We start from the raw sequence: 15,179 nt of genomic DNA, 5'->3' as shown, positions 1-15,179 counted from the left end.
GTGGCCGCGCTGACTCCTGCCCTCTTCGCGGTCGACGGGTCAACCCTGATCCCGCTGCCTGCCTGGACGAAGCTGCAGCTCGCGCCGCAGCGCAACTCGCCTGGCTCGGTCACCGTCGACTACCTCGCCGGCGCCGACGGGTTCGACGTCCTGCACGACGGCGTCGGCGCCCGCCCTCCCCGCGCGCTCGAGATCGAGGTGTGGCTCGGCGGCAACGCCACCGGCGCGCTGCGCGGCTACCTGCTCCGCAAGGGCGGCGACGCGCTCTCCCCGGACAGCTCGTGGACGTTCGGCGGGCACTTCCTCGAGTGGCTCCTCGGCAAGGCCCTCGTCGCCCCGCAGACGAAGACCAGCGCCAACCCCAAGGGCGAGCTCATCTTCTCGGCCGTCACCTACGGCACGATCCTCATCACCGTCCTACAGCAGGCCCAGGCCCGCGGCGCGCTCACCGGCGTCACGTGGGACTTCTCGACCACCCACGACAGCAACGGCGTCGCGTGGGCGTCGAACGTCACCAGCCTCAAGTTCAGCCCGAAGACGACCGTCCTGCAGGTCGCCGAGAAGGGCGTCGAGCTCGGCATGGGTGAGTTCGACATGACCGGGGCCCGGGTGCTGCGCGCCTACAACCCCGACGGGCGCGGCGTCGACCGCACCCTCGACGCGCCCCCGCTCACGTTCGCGCACACGATCAACCTCGCCGAGCACTCGCGCCGAGAGACCGCCGAGCAGGCCGGGTCCGCCGTCCTCGCCGCCGGCGGCCAGGGCCTCTACGACTGGGCGGAGAACGCGACCGCGCTGGCCTCGCTCGGGTTCCGCGCCGAGGTCGCCGCCGACGCCGGGCAGATCGCCACCCTCAGCGGGGTCGAGGCGTTCGCCGCCGCGCAGGCGCAGACCCTGTCGACGGGCGCCGCCGAGTACGCCTCCACCGTCGCGCTCGCCGCCGGCGCGCCCCGTCCGCTGCTCGACTACGGCGTCGGCGACTGGGGCTACGCCGTCACCGGCACCGAGCGGCGCCGCCTCCGGGTCGCGCAGCTCGACCTGGAGTTCCTGCGCGGCAGCCCCCCGCAGATCACCGTCGTGCAGTCGGACCTGATGACCGACGCCCTCGCCGCCCTCTACCGGCGCCTGGCCGCGGTCTCGTCGGGCGACGCTGTCGTCGGCACCTCGACCGCCACCCCGGGCGACGACACCACCGCCCCGGCCGCCCCGACCGGGCTGGTGGTCGACTCGATCGCCTACCAGGACGACGAGCACTCGCAGACCCTCGCCGCGGTCACCGTCGGCTGGTCGGCGGTCGTGACGAACGCAGACGGCCCGAACACCCCGCAGGCACAGGCCGCGCAGCTGATCCTCGAACGCTTCCAGTCGGGCCTCGCCGTGTCCGAGGAGTGGACGTGGCCCGAGGCGCCGCAGCTGGTGAACGACCACAACGACGAGCTCCTCGCCGGGTGGAACAACACCGGCGACGCCGAGACCTGGCTGGCCGGCTACGTCAGCGACCACAGCTCCGGCGCGTCCGCCGCCGACGACATTGCCGGCTACAAGGTGGCGCTCGCCTACCTCGGCATGTCGCAGGTCGGCGGCATCCCCAGCTCCAACCCGGTCGACGCGATCATCGCGTTCAACGAGGTCACCCCGTCCACCGGCACCACGGCGACGACGTTCACGTTCGGCGGGGTCGAGGCCGACGCGAGCATCGCGGTGCGCGTCGCCGCGTTCGACAACTCCGGGAACCAGGGCCCGTGGTCGGTGCCGTTGCAGCACACCACGGCCGTCGACAACGTGCCCCCGCCGCAGGCCGCCGCGCCGACGCTGCGGGTCTGGTTCGAGACCCTCGACATCGCCTCGAGCGGGCTCGGGTCGGTCGGCGAGCCCATGCCCAGCGACTACGACCACACCCGCGTGTTCCTGTCCCGCTCGGCCAGCATCACCGCGCCGGCCGGGGCGAGTTCACCGGTCGCGTTCGTCCCCGCCGAGACGGGCCGTCAGCACGTGGCGAACCTGTTCGGCGCCGGGACGTGGAACCAGCCGGACCTGCCGATCGGCATCGGCTACTACGCGGCGCTGCAGCACGTGGACCGGGCGGGCAACGCCGGCCCGATCTCGACCGTCGCGGGACCGGCCACGGCCGAGCAGCTGGTCTCGGCGCAGCTCATCGACTCGATCGTCACCGCGCCGAAGATCGCGGACTTCGCCGTCGGCAGCGTGAAGATCGTGGACGCCGCGATCATCACCGCGAAGATCGCCGACCTCGCCGTGAACTCGGCGAAGATCAGCGCGCTCGACGTCGGGAAGCTCACCGCCGGCACCATGACGGCGACGGTCACCCAGTCCGGACTGATGCGCACCGCGGCCTCGGGGAACCGGGTCGAGTTCGACGCCTCCGGGCTGCGGCTCTACAGCGGCTCCACCGTCGTGGGCCGCTGGCAGACCTCCGACGCGTCGATGCTGATGACCGGCACCTACATGTCGGCACTGTCCGGCGAGCGGATCAACATCCTCCCGGACGGCACCCAGCGGTTCTACCCGGCGTCGGGCAGCAACTACAGCCAGATCAACAACTTCGGCAACGACCTCATGATCCGGGGCATCCTCGACGGGAACGGCCGCTCGGGCCGGATGAACGTCAACGCGCTCGGCGCCGGCATGAACTTCTCCGCCGAGTCCGAGATCCCCAGCGACCTGCGGTCGGAGATGGTCGTCTTCGACCGCCGCGCCCGGGTCACCGCCCCGCTCATCAACTTCGAGGTCAACGGGAAGCTCACCCCGCCCGACGGCTCGTTCCGCCGGATCGCGTTCTCCCAGACCAACTCCTCCGGGGTGCAGATCGCCTCGTCGGTGCTGGAGTACAAGCTCGACACCGGCTCCAACCCGGGCATGGTCGCAATCTCCCGCAACGCCGGCTGGAAGGCCGAGGCCGGGTCGATGCTCGTCGTCAACGCCGCGATGGACACCTTCGTCGCGGTCAAGGCCAGCGACTTCGTCATCTCCTCCTCGGAGACGGTGAAGGAGGAGATCGCCGACATCCGGGCCGTCGTAGACCCGCTCGCCGCGATCCGGGCCGCGCGCGCCCGGAAGTACGTCTACACGTCCGACCGCTGGTACACCCCGCCCCCAACCGAGGCCGACCCCGACCCCGACCCGGTGCCGGTCGCCGACCCGCCGACTCGGCTCGGTGTGCTCGCCGAGGAGATGCCGGCCGTCCTGGTCCGGGACACGCCCGACGCGAACGGCGGCACGGTCGCGAGCATCAGCATCCCCGACCACCTCGCGCTGCTGCACGGTGCGCTCAACCAGATCAGCGACCGGGAGATCCGGTCCGTCGCCGGGCGCACGCTGGTCCCGTCCGGGCCGTCCCTCGCCGGCGCCGTCCGGGAGCTCGCCGTCACCTGGGACGAGGAGCCGCTCGAGGTGCCCACCGGCGGCATCACCACGATCTACGCCGCGATCGAGTGGCTGGGCAAGACGACGGCCCAGATCAAGCCCGGGTCGCTGACCCTGACCGGCTGCACCGTCGTCGTGAAGACGCTCGCCACGATCTCGCCGAGCTCGGGCAGCCCGATCACCGTCGAGGCGCAAGCGCTCTACGACTACGTCCCGCCCTACGTCCCGGAGGAACCGTGAGCAACCAGCAGGCGACCGTCTCACCCGAGCGGATTGTCGCGATCCTGCAGCGCACCGAGCTCGGCGCGGCGATGTGGCGGGCCGCCACCTACGAGGCCATCTCCGAGGTGCAGGCCGAGCGGATCTCCGAGCTCGAGCGGCAGCACGGCCCGGCCGCGGACGAGGGCAGCCCGGCGGCCACGGATGTCTGAGCACGACTGGCCGAAGCGCTACCACCCCGCCCGCTACGTCGACGGCGACTACGTCATCGACGAGGCAGTCACCGTGGAGGGCTACCAGCTGCAGCCGGCCACCTGGAACGCGCTCGCCGCATGGTGCGGCGGGGTCCGAGTCCTCGACTACGCCGGCAACCAGGCGCTCGCCGTGAACAGCTCCCTCGACGAGGACGACGTCGCGCACCTCGGCGACTTCGTGATGCGCACCGACGACAGCTGGACGGTCTCGCGCGCTGACGGGCACTACCAGCGGTGGGCCGCGTCCTGACCACGACCGCGACCACGCAGGCCGCCACCGTCATGCCCGCGCTGCTGGAGTACGGCGTCCTCGGCATCGTCGTCCTGCTCGCACTGGCGGCCATCCGCGTGCTGTTCTCCCGCGAGACCGCGGCCCACGACCGGGAACGCGAGCGCGCCGACAACAACGCCGACCACATCCGCGAGCTCAACCAGGTCATGCGGGACCAGGTCATCCCGGCCGTGACCAGCGCAACCGCCACCGTCGCCAACGCGGCCGCGGTCCTGCGCGACGTAGTGGAGCTGATCTCTCGTGACAAGGAGCGGTGAGGCCATGCCGTGCCCGCGCACCAGCGAGCAGACCAAGCGCGAGCGGGAGCAGCTGCGCGCCGAGACCGTGGCGGTCACAGCGGAGCTCGCCGCCATCACCTCCCGCCTGCAGGAGTACGTCGTCGACCTGCAGGGCCTGATCCGCCAGATGCAACGCACGAACGGGGAGACCAGTGGATGAGCTCAAGGCCCGGGCGAAGGCGCTCGGCGACGACGTCGAGGCGCTGACCGAGTCTGTCGACCGCCTCGCGGAGCGGCAGACGAAGACCGAGCAGAACAACCGGGCGCTCGTCGTGGCGCTGCTGCTCGTCGTCGCCCTGGGCGGGTTCGTGGGGTACGTCGCGTTCCGCGCGGAGCGCGCCATCGACGATGGCATCGCGGTGCGGCAGGACGTGCTGTGCCCGGTGTTCGACCTCGTCGTCGGCGGCTACGACCCCGAGTCCCGGCCGGCCGGCCCGGCGCGCGAGACCTACATCGAGAACCAGCGGGTGATGCGCGAGGCCCGCGACTCCCTCGACTGCCGGGGCGACCTCGTGCCGCGGCGGACAGGGTGACCTGCGCCGGCTGGATCGCGGTCGGCGTGGCCGCGTGGGCCGCGGCGTCGGTCGCCGCCGGCCTGGCCATCGGCCGGGCCATCCGACTCCGCGACCGGAACGACGGGAGATCGCCATGACCGACACCGAGACGGCCCGGCTCCGCGCCGAGCTCGCCGAGGTCCGCGCCGACGCCGAGGTGCGGCTGCTGATCCTGGCGATGACCCCGTACCTGCCCAGCAACGGACACCGCCTGCCGCCGCTGTTCGAGCGCCGCCGCGTATCCATCCCGGCCCCGCGCGTCACCCCGGAAGGAGCCCGCCATGCCCGACCCGCACGAGCCGCCCGTCGAGCTCGCTGACGTCGACGTAGACGAGCAGCTGATCGAGGACCTGCGCGCCGGCGCCCAGCCGCCGTCACACGACCACGTCGCCCAACACCTCGCGGCGTTGCGGGACGAGGTGAACCGGTGCCCGATCCCGAGCCTCTGATTTACCGGCAGCTCTCCGACGAGCACCACGTCGACGTGCCCGCCGTCCCGCCCGGACAGGACCCGGCGACGACGATGCTGCCCGCCTACCAGGTCCGGTACGGCCCCGCCGTCGACTGGGCATGGCCGCCCGGCGACGACGACGACCGCGCCGACGGCTGGTGCGAAGACCGATCCCCCGAGCTCGGCGAGATCACCCGCAACGACGGCGAGGACTGACGTGCTCCTCACCGACCTCGGCCTCACCCTGCGCGCCGCCGGCTGCCGCGTCGAGGTCGACCCCGGCGCGGCCACCCGTGGGCAGGGCCAGCTCGCCGGCGTCCGCGCCATCGTCTGCCACCACACCGGCAGCGTCTCCGCGAACACCTGGAAGGTCGTCCGCGACGGCCGCGCCGGGCTGGAGGGACTCCTGTCGCAGCTCGTCCTCGAACGCGACGGCCTGTGGCGATTCCTCGGGTCCGGGCAGGCGTGGCACGCCGGGTCGGGCGGCCCGCTGCTGGGCATCCCGGCGAACTCGGCGAACGCCTGGACGATCGGCATCGAGGCCGTCTCCGCGGGCACCGCCGCCGGCGATTGGACGGCCGCGCAGCTCGCCGAGTACCCGCGCGGTGTCGCCGCGCTGTGCCGCCGCTACGGCCTCACCGAGCGGCACGTGATCTTCCACAAGACGTGGGCGCCCGGCCGGAAGGTCGACCTCGCCGGCTGGCCCGGCGACCTGCCCGCGTTCCGGGCCGCCGTCGCCCGCCACCTCGCCGCCCCCGCCCCAGGCCCCCGCATGGAGGACGACATGTTCAGCGACCAGGACCGGGCCCTGCTGCAGCAGCTCGCCCGCCGCGACGACATCGGCCACGCCCGCTCCCAGATCCTGTCCCGCCTCGGCGTCGCCGACCCCGTCGGCTACCCCGCGCAGCGCAGCGCCGAGGACCTCGCCGCCGACGCACCCCGCGCCGCCGGCGGCCCGCCCGCGCTCACTGCGGCCGACCACGACGCCATCGCCCGCCGGGTGCTGGCGCTGCTCACCGAGCACCCGCTCACCCCGCGCGCGACCTGATCGAAGGGCTGACCGTGATCGACCTCAACTGGCTGCTGCTCCTGACCGGCACCGTGCTGCCGATCCTGACCGGGCTCGTCACCGCCCGCGTCGCCCATCCCGGCCTCAAGGCCGTCGTGCTCGCCGCGCTGTCCGCCGTGGCCGGCCTGCTCAACGAGCTGTACAGCGTCGCCGGCGACACCACCGCCTACGACTGGTCCGCTGGCGGCGCGAACGCCGTGACGGTGTTCCTGCTCGGCGTCGGCCTGCACTACGGCCTGCTCAAGCCGACCGGCATCACCGGCTCCGAGGGCGGCGTGCAGCGCGCCGTTCCTGCCGGCATCGGTGGCGGCCACCCCGAGCACGCCTGATCGTCCGCTCCCCGCACGCGACAGCGCCCCCCGGCATCCAGCCGGGGGGCGCTTTGGCGTGTCAGTGACCCGGTGGCCCGCGGGGTGTAACGCGGCGGGTTGATGCTGCGATTGCCGTGTGAGGCGCGGCGGGTATCGCGGCTGTTGAAGCTGGGGAGTGGATCCAGTCGCGATATCCGCCGCGCCTCACGACGCCCCGCTCGTGGTCACTCACCACGAGCGGGGCGTCATCTATATGTCGGGGACCGCGTCGAGATCGGCGATCACAGGACGCCCCTCATCGCGTTGTCCCGCCACCGGTCCGCGGCCCGCGCGTACTGGATGACGACCGGGGACTTCGGGGACCAGCGCCCGTGCGCCGCGGCCACGCCCAGCGGGACGCCCGCACGCAGCGCCGAGGTGAGACCGCCGGCGCGGAGCGAGTGCGCCGAGTACCCGTCCGGCTCCGGCAGCCCGGCGGCGGCCACGCAGCGGCGCACGATGCTGTTGATGCTCTGCGGCTGCAGCGCGCCGCCGACGACGCCTGTGCGCGACACCGTGCGCAGCAGCGGGCCCGACGTGATGCCCAGGTCGGCCAGCACCGCCGTCCACCCGCGGACCAGCCGCACCGGATCCACCTCCGGGTGCGACCCGGCCGGCAGCGCGACCACCGTGCCGCGCGAGTCCTTGTCCGTCTTCGACGTCCGGATCCCGACCTCGAGCCCGTCGTCGGTCTCCCGCACGTCCTGCATCGTCAGCGCCGCCAGCTCGGATCGGCGCGCCATCATCGTGAACCCGAGCACGAGCAGGAGCTGGTCCCGCTTCCCGCTGGTGGTGTCCAGCGGCAGGTGGTCGATGACCCGCCGCAGCGCCTCGGCGACCAGTGGCGTCGCCGCGCGGTCGACCACCCCGTTCTCGGCCCGCTCGCGGCGGTACCCGCGGAGCAGCTGCTGCGCCTGCTCGGCGTCGGGACGGCCCTTGTGCCCGGCGATGCTGTGCAGCTTCCGGATCGCGCCGATGTGCTGGCTGATCGTCGCCGGCGCAACCTCGGCCGTGATCAGGTGCGACACGTAAGCGGTCAGGGTCGCGTCGTGGGCGGGCAGCGCGGTCCGGCCAGCACGCGCACACCACCGCTCGAACGCGTCGCGGACGGCCCCGTACGCGAGCCGCGTGTTGGTCGGCACGGACCGCGCGAGGCGCTCGGCCGTGACGGGGTCGAGGAGGTCGTCGACGATCGTCGGCGCCGGACCCCCGCTGTTCCGGGCGATTTGGTCCACAGTCATAACCTGCCTTATGGGGAGCTTCAACCTGCATGGTGCCGGAGTTTCGGGCCCTGATCCACACCTCCCTGACGGGGAGTTCTCCCTACCCCGCCTCCCTGCCGGTCTCCCTGACTTGACCTGCGGAAACATGATCAGGGAGGCGCGTCACGACGCCTCCCCGCGGGCCGTCAGAACCCGCTCCGAGACCACGTACATGACGCCGCTCGACTTCAACGGCGGCGCGCCCGCCAGTGTCAGCACCTCGGTCAGGCGCGGCAGGTCCCAGCCCTCGTACGCGGCCGCGTCGGCCTCCATCAGCCGAGCCAGAACCACCGTCGTGCGCACCCGCGTCTCGCCCCGCAGCGCCGCCTCGATCGCAGCCATGTGGTCCGGCTCGCCCGACGTCACCGCCGGCCCGCGCGCCCGCTTCCGGCGACGCTCCACTGCCCGGCGCGCGACCTGCGCGGCTGGCTCGGTGTCGATGAAGTGCGTGCGGATGGTGGTGGACACCTGCCCGGCCGGCAGGTCGACCCCGTCGCCGGCCACGACGAGCGCGCCCTTGTCGAGGCCCTGGCGCAGCAGGTGCGGCGCGGCCCCGCCGTCGACGGCCTTGTCCCCGACGGCCATGCGCGCCTGCTCCTCGGTGCCCACCACGAGGGACGCCCGGATGTGAGCGCCCTCGCGGATCAGCTTCGGCAGGTTCTGGTTCGTCGGATCCTGCGTGCCCTGGTGCAGCAGCACGTCCACCGCGCGGCCCTGGTTCTGGATCTTCCGCGCAGCCATGAAGAACCGGCTGGTGTTCTTCGCGCCGCCGTACGGGCGCTTCTCGTCGTCGATCTCCGGGCACAGGTACGCCACCTGCGCCTCGTCGACGATCACGATCAGCGGGTCGTGCTGGCCGCCCTGCTGCAGCCGGCGGTCCATCTCGTAGACGGCGCGCTCCAGCATCTCGGTCGCGGCGATGACGTGGTCGTCGGTCGGGCCCTCGATGAGCACCTCGGCCAGCGGGCTGAACATCGACCAGTCGCCGAAGCCCTTCAGGTCGGCGATCCAGAACTGCACGCGCACGTCGAACGCCAGCCACAGCGCGAGCGCCCGCAACGCCGCCGTCTTGCCCTGGTTCGACAGGCCCGTGATGAGCAGGTGCCGCTGGTAGAGGCTGATCGCGACCGGGTCGCCGCGCAGGGACAGGCCCCACGGCGCGCGCCCGGACCGGTAGTGCGAGCGCTGCGCCTTGTCGGTGACCAGCGGCGACGGCCCGATCGGCTCGTCGAGCGCACCGGAGTCGGCGATCCACAGCCGCACGGTGCGCGCCGCGGACACGGTGATGTGCAGCTCGTGCTCGTGCCGGTCGAGGTTCTCGGCCAGGCGCCGACGTCGGGCCTGGATCTGGTCGGTCGACACCCCGGACGGCAGGAGCACGTCGACCTCGACGCCGCAGCCGGCGACCGCGATGGGGGACAGCAGCGCAGCTCCGGCGTCGCCGGCCTCCTTGAGCGCGGCGCGCAGCGGCGCGATGCCGAGGTCGCGCAGGGCGACGATCACCTTGGACGGGGTGATCAGCTCGTCGCGGGGCCGGTCCTCGGGCGCGAGCAGCCACATCGGTGGCTCGGCGGCGCGCTGCCCCTCCCGCCACGCCGCGTAGACGAGCACGGGCACGGCGAGCACGGGCCCGAGTACGACGACGAGCACGTGCAGCACCGTCGACACCACGGCGAGCACGGACCCGACGCCGGCCCACCAGCCTGCCCAGTCGGTGCCGCCCGGCGTCACCTGCGCGACGACGGCCCCAGCGAACAGCAGCACCAGCAGCAGCCCGAGCACGGCGGCGGCGAGCACGGCGAGCCCGAGCACCGCCCGGGGCAGCTCGAGCAGCCGCTTCATCCGCTCCGTCTTCGCGTCCCGCAGGTCTGCGGCTGCCTTCCCGACGGCCTCCCGATCGCCGGCGAGCTCGGCGAGGCGCACCTGCTCGCGCTCCACGCCGTGCGTCATCCCGCGCCATGCCCGCCGGGCGGTCGACCGCACGCCCTGCCCGGTGGTCCACCCGACGGCGAGCACGCGGCGCCCGGCCCGCCCTGTGGTGGCGGCGGTGGTGCTGGCGCCGAGCACGGTGACGACCTCGGCCCGGGCCCGGATGGCCCGCCCGATCAGGTGCGGGCGCGGCCGCGGGATGGCCTGCTCGTCGATGAGCTCGCCGTCGAGCACGGCGGGCCGCACGTCGGCGCTCTGCCGCTTCTCGAGGTCGACGCCAGGCTGGTCGGTCATCGGCGCTTCTTGCCCTTCTTCGTGCCCGGCCAGACGGTGATGCTGACGCGGCCGGTCTTCCGGTCGGTGGTGATGAACCCGGCGACGGCCTTCTTGCCGGGCTTGGTGAACGCGGCGAGGAGCAGCGCGGCCAGCACGATGGCGAGCACGAGCGCCTCGACGTTCACGCGGACTGCTCCCCGGTCGGCACCTCGTCGCGGGCCGGCCGCGGCTGGGGCCACGCGGGCAGCTGCACGTGGTGCGCGTGCTCGGCCGCCCAGGCGAGCACGGTGACGGCGGCGGGCAGCTGGGAGAGAGCGAGCGCGACCGGGATGCGGTCGAGCCACGCCCACCCGAACCAGGACATGGCGGCCGCCAGGAGGACGTGCGTCACCGGGCACCTCCCGCCGCCAGGAGCTGGCGCGCCTTCCACTCGCTGATCTCCAGCTCCTTGATGAGGCGCTGGCGGCCGGCGCCGTCGGCGATCAGGCGGGCGGCTCGCTGCTCCACCGTCTCCGGCTCGTCCTCCAGCGGTTGGAGATCGACCACCACGTCATCTCCAACGTCTGGAGGATCTGACAGCACGGTTGGAGTTCCCTCCGGCTCGGCCTCCACCTCGGCGGGAGGGGCTGGCGGCGCCGCTGGAGGCGTGGTGGCGAGCACCTCCAGCGCCGGATGGCGCACGAGCAGGACGACGAGGTGCACCGTCGCCCCGACCACGGCCGGCGGGATGGACCCGACGGCGACCGCCACCCACCACGGCGGGTCGACGTTGTGGGCGTGCATCCCGAGCTGCCCGGCGTTCCCAGCGACGGTGACGACGAGCAGCGCCCACGTCATCCGCCCGGCGAACCGCGCCGCGTCCCGGGTGGTGCGCCCGCCCAGCCACGTCGCGCAGGACACGGCGGCGCCGGCGTCGACGGCGATCGGGAGGAGCCACGCGAGGTGGCCGGGGATCGCGACGGCGACGGCCAGCGCGCGGAGGGCGTCGAAGGACAGGACCGCCGCCGCGGCGAGCACGACGGCGAGCCCCGCCCACACGACCTTCGGGGGTCGAGTCACAGGCGGCCGGCGATCGAGTAGTTCCCGTCGAGCGCCATGTGGCTGCGCCCGAGCGCGTCCTCCAGCGACGCGATCATCGCCGTCAGCACGGCGACCTGCTGCTCGGCGTCGGCCTGACTGCTGCCCTCCATGCTCGCCTGAATCGCCGCGCGGGCGGAGGTGGCGTCGTCGATGGCCCGCTGGATCGGACCCTGCGCGTCCCCGATGCTGGTGTTGGCCTGCGCCAACGCCTGCTTGATCTCCATGATGCTGGCGGACATGGCGGTTCCTCCGGTGGTAGGTCGAGCGGTGGGTGTGTGCGGCTTCGCCGCGGGTGGGGCAGGGGCCGGCGGTGCCGGGTGGTCCCAGTCGGGCTGGGCGAGGCGGTCCCACAGCAGGCTGTGCGCGCCCCACTCGGGGTCGACGATCGTCACCTGCCACATCGCGGCCAGCTCGTCGACGACGAGGTCGCGCACCCCGGCGAACGAGAACACGATGTCGCGAGGCGGGAGCCGCGCACCGAACGACGTCACGTAGTGCTCGCCGACCCGGGTCACGTCGACGGCCGCGCCGTAGTCGCGCCGCCACTTCGACGGCCGGTGCGCCACGATCTGCAGCCGCGTCCCCGCGGTCAGCGCGCGCAGCTTGGCGAGCACCTCGGCGGTGGCGAGACCGTCGACGGCGGCGCGCTGCTCGAACCCGTCCTCAGGGTCGCGGTCGATTCCCGGCTGCGAGCCGGTGGTGATGAAGCCGGAGCGGCAGGCGTGGGCGAGGACCGGCCCGAGGTTCGCCTCCCGCGTCTCGGGATCGGTCGGCCCGTCGTGCCCCGGCCAAGACTGCAGCTCGCCAAGGCAAAACCACGCCATCAGCTCGGCGACGTGGCCGACGGTCGGCGCTCGGTTCCACAGCCGCCGCTCGGCGAGGCAGCCGCGGGCGCCGTGGACGAGCTCGCGCAGCGACGGCACGGCTCACCACTCCCAGCGCGGCGGGCGGCGGGTGCGCAGGCGACGCCACCACGGGAGCCGGTAGTAGCGGATCCGGGCGTCGATGCCAGCGACCTGCGCGGCGGTCATCGGGATGCGCGGGCGAGTGCCCGCGGTCACCGGTCGCTCGTCTCGGCGCACGCCGGGTGGATCCGGTCGTGGTAGCGATCGACGTCGAGGTCGGTCACGTGGACGCGCTCGCGGACGGCGCCGAGCTGGAGGTCGTGATCGAGGACCGCGCTGCCGAGCTGCTGCGCGTAGCGCAGGGCCCAGGCGGCGGTGGCCATCGCCGCGATCACGGCGACGATGAGCAGGGTGGTGAGCATCGGGTAGCGCCTCCTCGGGAGGACCCGCTGCCCTCCCACATGTGAGAGGGTAGCCCAGTCCCCCCAAATGTGGGAGGGCACGCCGTTAACCTGCTGTCCGTGACGAGCCGCGAGGAGACCGCCGCGTTGAAGAACCTCACCGACCTGCTGGCGAGCGACCTCTCGAAGGTCGAGAACGAGGAGATCGCGGCCGGCATCCGCGAGGCCGAGATGCTGTTCGCCCGCTCGCCGCAGTGGAGCGGCCGGCTCGTAGCCGAGATGAAGCGACGCGGGGTGTCGTGGTCGGAGCTGGCGAAGATGACCGACGTGCCGCAGTCGACGCTCGGTCGGCGGGCGCGGGACTACACGTAGATCAGGTGGTCGGGCAGAGCAGCTCCGCGGCGAGCTGCACCATCTGCTGCTCGTCGGACTGCGGCGTGATCCGGGGCGCGTTCGGGAACGCCTGCGCGTACGCCTGGTTCGGCTTGACGCCGGCGATCATGTGGCTGCACACCGCGCGCCCCTCCTCCTCGACGTAGTCCCGGTACGTCGTCGTGCCGCTGTAGACCCCACCGCCGGCGAGGTCGGGTCGGCTGGCGAGCAGCTTGGTCGTCGGGTCCGGGTCGCTGGCGAGGACCTGCGCGATGACCCTGTCGGTGAACACGCGGACCTGCGACTCCATCAGGACGCGCGGCCCGGGGCCTGGGTCCGGCGCCGGCGCGGCGCTGCACCCGGCGAGCACGAGCAGGGCGACGGCGACGGCGAGGCGCATGCCCCGGTCATCGTCCCCCCGGCCGAGCCCGTTACGCACCGCGCGGCCGGACCGTCGCATCGCGCGAGCGGCGCCGGCCCAGCGCCCGCACCGGCAGGTCGCGGTCCTCGACGAGAGCCCGGACACCGTCGTCGGCGCACAGCACCACGAGCAGGCCCTCGCCGACGTCGACAACGACGAGCGCCGCCCGCCGGCAGTCCTCGCGCGCGCACCTCATCCGGCCCGCTCCCGTCGCTGCCGCGCGGCGCGCTCCCGTGCCGTGTCGATCCGCTGGGCAGCTGCGGCGAGGTTGTGCGCCGAGCACGGCCACGGCGCGTGCGGGACGCCGGTGCCGGGCTGGGTGCAGCTGCGGCACCGGCCGTTCGCGGCGGGCCGGTGCTCGGCGAGCATCCGGGCGTAGACGTCGGGCATGAACGAGAGCACCTCGGTGAAGGTGTTCCAGCGCAGCGGCGGGTCGGTACGGTCCATGAAGGTCGCCTCCCGGGGCGGCCAGGCCCGGGCGAGGAGTGCCAGCTCCTGCCCGGGCCGCTTCACGTCAGGCCGGTCGGCCGTCGGTGTCCAGCTCGCGACGTCAGGGCTTCCCCGCCCGGCCGTCGAGAAGTACGCACGTCTGTGTAAATCGCGCACGAACGCGGTCAATCGCGCACGTTCTGCCCCCACCGTGCGCCCCATGCCGTACGTCACGACCGGTCAGGCTGCTCGCGCTCTCGGCGTGTCCAGGCGCGCGATGCAGATGTGGGTGGAGAAGGGCCTGATCGAGCCCGACCACCGCACCCCGGGCGGGCACATGCGCTGGGACGTCGAGCGGCTGCGCGAGGAGCTGCGGAACCCGAGCCGGTTCCGGCGCGACGAAGGCTGACATCACGCTGCCTCGCGTCTCGGTCTCGGTGGCCGTGACCCGCGCTTCGGGCGCAGCGTGCTCGACAGCCGGTCCATCGCCGCCGTGGCCTCGCCGTCGGCGGTGGCGACGTAGAGCCGGGTGGTGTTCGGGTTGGCGTGCCGCATGGCCTGCTGCACGACGAGGAGGTCGCGGGTCTGTCCCCAGAGCGCCGTGCCGAACCGGTGGCGCAGGCAGTGCAGCGTGTACGGCAGCTCGACGGCACGCATCAGGGCGGTGACGGTGTTCGTGACGTACTTGGCGCTGACCCTGCCGCCGCGGATGGTCGCCCAGACGGGGCCCGGCCGGGTGCGCAGGTGCGCGGCGAGGAAGGGCTCGACCTCGCGCGGGACGGCGAGCAGGAACGACTTCTGCCCCTTCCCGACCCCGGACAGGTACATGCGGCCGCCACGTTCGGTGATGTCCTCGCGGCGCATCTGCGCGATCTCGTGGGCGCGCAGGCCCATGAACCCGGCGAGCAGGAGCCAGGTGCGGACGGGTTCGGGGGCTGCGTCGAGGAGCAGCGCGTAGTCCTTCTCGGGCACGGGTCGTGCGGCGCGCGCCGGGATCTTCGGGCGGGGGATGCGGACGGCGGGGTCGGTGTCGAGGTGGCCGGCGTCGACGGCCCAGCGGTAGAAGCTGGCGATGTGGTTGGTGTAGGTGCGGACGCTGGACAGGCTGACGCGGAGCCCGGCCTGCCAGCGGTCGATGTCGTCGTGGGTGGCGTCGAGCAGTTCGACGTCGATGCGTTCGGCGTAGCGGCGCAGGTTCTCTCGGCGGTGGTAGACGGTGCGGTCGGTGGCGCCGGTCCGTCTGAGCCAGTCGACGTGGAGTCGGATCATGCGCAAGTCAGGTTCGGAGAGTGTTCGCTTCTTCACCGTCCGAA

The 15,179-nt window shown here is 73.1% G+C and carries 25 protein-coding genes; 13 read left to right on the top strand and 12 right to left on the bottom strand.

All coding sequences use genetic code 11. The annotated features are described in order from the left end of the window. The 11 genes from HOP40_RS13160 (at position 1) to HOP40_RS13110 (ending at position 6,830) form a co-directional block, all read left to right on the top strand. Entirely contained in the window at positions 1-3,624 is a 3,624-nt protein-coding gene (locus HOP40_RS13160) for a hypothetical protein (RefSeq protein ID WP_172158212.1), read from the top strand. Next, on the top strand, positions 3,621-3,815 hold the full coding sequence (locus tag HOP40_RS13155) for a hypothetical protein (protein WP_172158209.1): 195 nt from the start codon (positions 3,621-3,623) through the stop codon (positions 3,813-3,815). Before HOP40_RS13160 ends, HOP40_RS13155 begins: the two co-directional genes overlap by 4 nt. After that, positions 3,808-4,107, top strand: a complete 300-nt coding sequence (locus HOP40_RS13150; RefSeq protein ID WP_172158207.1) for a hypothetical protein — start codon at positions 3,808-3,810, stop codon at positions 4,105-4,107. The genes HOP40_RS13155 and HOP40_RS13150 overlap by 8 nt, the downstream gene beginning before the upstream one ends. Next, a complete protein-coding gene (locus HOP40_RS13145; RefSeq protein WP_172158204.1) occupies positions 4,092-4,406 on the top strand; it encodes a hypothetical protein in 315 nt (104 codons plus the stop codon). The genes HOP40_RS13150 and HOP40_RS13145 overlap by 16 nt, the downstream gene beginning before the upstream one ends. Positions 4,407-4,410: 4 nt before the next feature. Further along, a complete protein-coding gene (locus HOP40_RS13140; protein ID WP_172158201.1) occupies positions 4,411-4,587 on the top strand; it encodes a hypothetical protein in 177 nt (58 codons plus the stop codon). Next, positions 4,580-4,960, top strand: a complete 381-nt coding sequence (locus HOP40_RS13135; protein ID WP_172158198.1) for a hypothetical protein — start codon at positions 4,580-4,582, stop codon at positions 4,958-4,960. Before HOP40_RS13140 ends, HOP40_RS13135 begins: the two co-directional genes overlap by 8 nt. A gap of 115 nt (positions 4,961-5,075) precedes the next feature. Continuing rightward, positions 5,076-5,300, top strand: a complete 225-nt coding sequence (locus HOP40_RS13130; RefSeq protein ID WP_172158195.1) for a hypothetical protein — start codon at positions 5,076-5,078, stop codon at positions 5,298-5,300. After that, positions 5,263-5,430 (top strand): hypothetical protein, encoded by a 168-nt coding sequence (locus HOP40_RS13125; protein WP_172158192.1) that lies wholly within the window; start codon positions 5,263-5,265, stop codon positions 5,428-5,430. Before HOP40_RS13130 ends, HOP40_RS13125 begins: the two co-directional genes overlap by 38 nt. Then, complete coding sequence (locus HOP40_RS13120; protein ID WP_172158190.1) at positions 5,409-5,648, top strand: hypothetical protein; 240 nt, start codon at positions 5,409-5,411, stop codon at positions 5,646-5,648. Before HOP40_RS13125 ends, HOP40_RS13120 begins: the two co-directional genes overlap by 22 nt. A 1-nt stretch (position 5,649) precedes the next feature. Continuing rightward, positions 5,650-6,480 (top strand): N-acetylmuramoyl-L-alanine amidase, encoded by an 831-nt coding sequence (locus tag HOP40_RS13115; RefSeq protein ID WP_172158187.1) that lies wholly within the window; start codon positions 5,650-5,652, stop codon positions 6,478-6,480. A 14-nt stretch (positions 6,481-6,494) separates the two neighbouring features. Next, on the top strand, positions 6,495-6,830 hold the full coding sequence (locus tag HOP40_RS13110; protein WP_172158185.1) for a hypothetical protein: 336 nt from the start codon (positions 6,495-6,497) through the stop codon (positions 6,828-6,830). Between the two features lie 263 nt (positions 6,831-7,093). Here the strand turns inward: HOP40_RS13110 and HOP40_RS35445 are convergent, their stop codons facing one another. The 8 genes from HOP40_RS35445 to HOP40_RS13075 all read right to left on the bottom strand — a co-directional run bounded on the left by HOP40_RS35445 (position 7,094) and on the right by HOP40_RS13075 (position 12,665). Continuing rightward, a complete protein-coding gene (locus HOP40_RS35445) occupies positions 7,094-8,086 on the bottom strand; it encodes a site-specific integrase (RefSeq protein ID WP_240157650.1) in 993 nt (330 codons plus the stop codon). Positions 8,087-8,236: 150 nt separating this feature from the next. After that, a complete protein-coding gene (locus HOP40_RS13100) occupies positions 8,237-10,336 on the bottom strand; it encodes an FtsK/SpoIIIE domain-containing protein (protein ID WP_205347176.1) in 2,100 nt (699 codons plus the stop codon). After that, positions 10,333-10,503 carry a hypothetical protein gene (locus HOP40_RS13095; protein WP_172158182.1) on the bottom strand — a complete coding sequence of 57 codons (171 nt, stop codon included), beginning with the start codon at positions 10,501-10,503 and terminating at the stop codon, positions 10,333-10,335. The genes HOP40_RS13100 and HOP40_RS13095 overlap by 4 nt, the downstream gene beginning before the upstream one ends. Continuing rightward, the gene (locus tag HOP40_RS13090; RefSeq protein ID WP_172158180.1) at positions 10,500-10,709 is read right to left on the bottom strand and encodes a hypothetical protein; all 210 of its coding nucleotides are present in this window, start codon (positions 10,707-10,709) and stop codon (positions 10,500-10,502) included. Before HOP40_RS13090 ends, HOP40_RS13095 begins: the two co-directional genes overlap by 4 nt. Next, entirely contained in the window at positions 10,706-11,377 is a 672-nt protein-coding gene (locus HOP40_RS13085) for a DUF2637 domain-containing protein (protein WP_172158178.1), read from the bottom strand. The genes HOP40_RS13090 and HOP40_RS13085 overlap by 4 nt, the downstream gene beginning before the upstream one ends. Beyond that, positions 11,374-12,321: a DUF6919 domain-containing protein gene (locus HOP40_RS13080; RefSeq protein ID WP_172158175.1), complete on the bottom strand. Its 948-nt coding sequence runs from the start codon at positions 12,319-12,321 to the stop codon at positions 11,374-11,376. The genes HOP40_RS13085 and HOP40_RS13080 overlap by 4 nt, the downstream gene beginning before the upstream one ends. 3 nt (positions 12,322-12,324) lie before the next feature. Continuing rightward, entirely contained in the window at positions 12,325-12,459 is a 135-nt protein-coding gene (locus tag HOP40_RS36395) for a hypothetical protein (RefSeq protein ID WP_275691352.1), read from the bottom strand. Beyond that, positions 12,456-12,665 carry a hypothetical protein gene (locus HOP40_RS13075; protein ID WP_172158172.1) on the bottom strand — a complete coding sequence of 70 codons (210 nt, stop codon included), beginning with the start codon at positions 12,663-12,665 and terminating at the stop codon, positions 12,456-12,458. The genes HOP40_RS36395 and HOP40_RS13075 overlap by 4 nt, the downstream gene beginning before the upstream one ends. Positions 12,666-12,764: 99 nt before the next feature. Between HOP40_RS13075 and HOP40_RS13070 the strand changes: the two genes are divergently transcribed. Next, positions 12,765-13,016 (top strand): hypothetical protein, encoded by a 252-nt coding sequence (locus HOP40_RS13070; RefSeq protein WP_172158169.1) that lies wholly within the window; start codon positions 12,765-12,767, stop codon positions 13,014-13,016. A 1-nt stretch (position 13,017) separates the two neighbouring features. On the opposite strand, the gene HOP40_RS13065 is transcribed toward HOP40_RS13070, so the two are convergent. Genes HOP40_RS13065 through HOP40_RS13055 form a run of 3 tightly spaced genes read right to left on the bottom strand, consistent with a single transcriptional unit; the run spans position 13,018 to position 13,884 of the window. Beyond that, the gene (locus tag HOP40_RS13065; protein WP_172158167.1) at positions 13,018-13,416 is read right to left on the bottom strand and encodes a DUF732 domain-containing protein; all 399 of its coding nucleotides are present in this window, start codon (positions 13,414-13,416) and stop codon (positions 13,018-13,020) included. Positions 13,417-13,447: 31 nt separating this feature from the next. After that, the gene (locus tag HOP40_RS13060) at positions 13,448-13,633 is read right to left on the bottom strand and encodes a hypothetical protein (RefSeq protein ID WP_172158165.1); all 186 of its coding nucleotides are present in this window, start codon (positions 13,631-13,633) and stop codon (positions 13,448-13,450) included. Continuing rightward, positions 13,630-13,884: a hypothetical protein gene (locus HOP40_RS13055; RefSeq protein WP_172158162.1), complete on the bottom strand. Its 255-nt coding sequence runs from the start codon at positions 13,882-13,884 to the stop codon at positions 13,630-13,632. The genes HOP40_RS13060 and HOP40_RS13055 overlap by 4 nt, the downstream gene beginning before the upstream one ends. Between HOP40_RS13055 and HOP40_RS36590 the strand changes: the two genes are divergently transcribed. Then, positions 13,826-14,275: a MerR family DNA-binding transcriptional regulator gene (locus HOP40_RS36590; RefSeq protein ID WP_338053061.1), complete on the top strand. Its 450-nt coding sequence runs from the start codon at positions 13,826-13,828 to the stop codon at positions 14,273-14,275. The genes HOP40_RS13055 and HOP40_RS36590 overlap by 59 nt on opposite strands. Positions 14,276-14,277: 2 nt before the next feature. On the opposite strand, the gene HOP40_RS13045 is transcribed toward HOP40_RS36590, so the two are convergent. Then, positions 14,278-15,135, bottom strand: a complete 858-nt coding sequence (locus HOP40_RS13045; protein WP_172158158.1) for a tyrosine-type recombinase/integrase — start codon at positions 15,133-15,135, stop codon at positions 14,278-14,280. Positions 15,136-15,179: the final 44 nt, after the last annotated feature.

Source organism: Pseudonocardia broussonetiae (genome assembly GCF_013155125.1).
GTDB lineage: Bacteria > Actinomycetota > Actinomycetes > Mycobacteriales > Pseudonocardiaceae > Pseudonocardia > Pseudonocardia broussonetiae.
The sequence above is the reverse complement of the archived record's forward strand: the minus strand, read 5'-3'. Positions and strand labels throughout refer to the sequence as shown.

Bases quoted from the DNA above. Each gene is read 5' to 3' on its own strand.
- HOP40_RS13150 (WP_172158207.1), top strand. From the start codon at position 3,808: ATGTCTGAGCACGACTGGCCGAAGCGCTACCACCCCGCCCGCTACGTC.
- HOP40_RS13140 (WP_172158201.1), top strand. From the start codon at position 4,411: ATGCCGTGCCCGCGCACCAGCGAGCAGACCAAGCGCGAGCGGGAGCAG.
- HOP40_RS13130 (WP_172158195.1), top strand. From the start codon at position 5,076: ATGACCGACACCGAGACGGCCCGGCTCCGCGCCGAGCTCGCCGAGGTC.
- HOP40_RS13125 (WP_172158192.1), top strand. From the start codon at position 5,263: ATGCCCGACCCGCACGAGCCGCCCGTCGAGCTCGCTGACGTCGACGTA.
- HOP40_RS13100 (WP_205347176.1), bottom strand. From the start codon at position 10,336: ATGACCGACCAGCCTGGCGTCGACCTCGAGAAGCGGCAGAGCGCCGAC.
- HOP40_RS13075 (WP_172158172.1), bottom strand. From the start codon at position 12,665: ATGCTCACCACCCTGCTCATCGTCGCCGTGATCGCGGCGATGGCCACC.
- HOP40_RS13065 (WP_172158167.1), bottom strand. From the start codon at position 13,416: ATGCGCCTCGCCGTCGCCGTCGCCCTGCTCGTGCTCGCCGGGTGCAGC.
- HOP40_RS13060 (WP_172158165.1), bottom strand. From the start codon at position 13,633: ATGAGGTGCGCGCGCGAGGACTGCCGGCGGGCGGCGCTCGTCGTTGTC.
- HOP40_RS36590 (WP_338053061.1), top strand. From the start codon at position 13,826: ATGAACGAGAGCACCTCGGTGAAGGTGTTCCAGCGCAGCGGCGGGTCG.
- HOP40_RS13055 (WP_172158162.1), bottom strand. From the start codon at position 13,884: ATGGACCGTACCGACCCGCCGCTGCGCTGGAACACCTTCACCGAGGTG.
- HOP40_RS13045 (WP_172158158.1), bottom strand. From the start codon at position 15,135: ATGATCCGACTCCACGTCGACTGGCTCAGACGGACCGGCGCCACCGAC.